This is a genomic window from Bacillus sp. JJ1127 (assembly GCF_036965845.1).
Lineage (GTDB): Bacteria > Bacillota > Bacilli > Bacillales > Bacillaceae_G > Bacillus_A.
Window position 1 is genome coordinate 1 of sequence record NZ_JBALQK010000358.1, and the last position, 2,144, is coordinate 2,144.

1 protein-coding gene is annotated in these 2,144 nt (G+C 32.1%); it reads right to left on the reverse strand.

Annotated features, from left to right (window positions below; genetic code table 11):
- Positions 1 to 146 precede the first annotated feature (146 nt).
- Positions 147 to 1,616, reverse strand: a complete 1,470-nt coding sequence (locus tag V7183_RS24320) for an aminoacyl-histidine dipeptidase (RefSeq protein ID WP_335361124.1) — start codon at positions 1,614 to 1,616, stop codon at positions 147 to 149.
- Between the last annotated feature and the right edge of the window lie 528 nt (positions 1,617 to 2,144).

The following is a 2,144-nucleotide window of genomic DNA, read 5'->3' on the forward strand; positions in this document are numbered from 1 at the left end:
TCACAAAACAGTTACTACTATATTTTTATAATGTTTTATATAATTTCAATACAGTATATGAAATTATCATTCTTGTCATTCCTTATCCATTTGATAATGGTAATAAAAAACCACCTAAGATTATTCTTAGGCAGTTCGATTTATTATTATTTAGCTAATGATTTCGTTTCTCTCATTACATCAATGAAGTATCCCCAGTTATTCAATACAGAAGAAATACTAATATGTTCATCTGGTGTATGAACATTAAAAATATCTGGTCCAAATGAGATAGCATCTAACTCAGGCATTTTTTGAACAAATACACTACATTCGATACCAGCGTGAACTGCATAAATTTCAACATCTTTGCTATATTTCTCTTTATGCACTTTTTCAAACAAATTGCGAATTGGAGAATTGGGATTGTATGGCCATTCTGGATACTCAGATTCTTTTTCAAATTGCGCTCCAACTAACTCAGCAATCTGCTTAATTTCATTCATAATGTGCTGCTTTAAACTACTTACAGAACTTCTAACTTCGTTCTTCAATTTAATTTCATTATGTAGCGTTTCAATAACCCCTAGGTTTGTTGAACTTTCTACAAGTCCTTTAATGTCCATGCTCATGCCTTGGATACCATTTGGAATTAAGAATAAAGAAGAAATGAGTTGTTTTTGTGTTTCTTTTGCAAACACTTTTTCCACGTTTCCTTCTAATTTTGTAAGTGAAACATGCACATCAGGATCTACAGCGCGCAGTTCTTCCTGTAGAACACGTGTCCATTCTTCTACTTTTTCTTCTACCTTTTGTGCATCATTTACAGATAATAAGATTGTTGCTACACTTTCACGTGGAATTGCATTTGTTTTTAATCCACCATGAATTTCACTCATGTTAAATTGAACTTCATTCGATAAATCATAAAGAACTCGTCCTAACACTTTATTCGCATTACCACGTTGCTTATCAATTTCCATACCAGAATGGCCACCTTTTAGCCCTCCAACATATAGACGATATGCAACTAAATCAGCAGGTGCTTCATCCCAAATAATCGAAATTGTTTCAACTGCTTTTGCTCCGCCTGCGCTACTCACTAGTAATTTATGATCCTCTTCAGAGTCAATATTAATAAATATTTTCCCGTCAAAATGTTTCGGATCAACAGCAAAAGCACCACCCATTGTTGTCTCTTCTTCTGTTGTAATCACAACTTCAAGAGCTGGATGCGAGATATCAGTTGAATCTAATAGCGCTAATGCATATGCAACTGCAATACCATTATCTGCACCTAAAGTCGTTTGATTTGCATACAGCATGTCCCCAACAATTCGCAATTGAATTGGGTCCTTTTCAAAATCATGAACAGTTGCTTGGTTTTTCTCACAAACCATATCCATATGACCTTGGATGATAATCGCAGGAACTTTTTCGTATCCATTAGTTGCTGGCTTTTTAATGATTACATTTAACGCTTCATCTTGTACAACTTCTAAATTACGATTCTTGGCAAATTTCACTAAGTAGTCACTAATTTCTTTTTCATTCCCTGATCCTCTTGGAATCTTTGAAATTTCTGCAAAATGATAAAATACAGGGTGCTTTGTTAATTGTTCTAAATTAGAATACATGTTTAAGCTCCTCTCCTAAATACAAATGATTGGATGAAAGTTCTTTTTAAATTTCAGAGCATTCTTTTCTTTACCATTATATCATGTACCACCGTTTTACTATAAGCATTGGTATAATCATTTTTTTTTACATATATAAAGTAGTATTTTATCTCAGTATTACAACTAGCAACATACTACATCTATGATAATAATAGCGGGATAAAAACACTTCGAAATCTAAATTATTAGCATCATTTCTAAGGTTGATTATCTAAATGGCATACTTTAAGTGATAAGCATACAGGATTAAATGTAGACTAATTTTTAGGACTATATTTTTTTTATTACTAATTACGGTATGTGAAATCATTCAATTCAAACTAGAAAAAGCCCTTAAATATTAGTTTAAAACAAAATAAAAAAGAAAATGCTTCTATGCATTTTCTTTCAATTTTTTCCCTTGTATATATTTTGATGCATCATTACGCATGAGCTGTTCTAACTGATTAATATTTTCCGTTGATGCACCTTTTAGAAGAGAGAAAT

Coding starts and splice junctions, on each gene's coding strand:
- V7183_RS24320 (WP_335361124.1), bottom strand. CDS start 1,616: ATGTATTCTAATTTAGAACAATTAACAAAGCACCCTGTATTTTATCAT.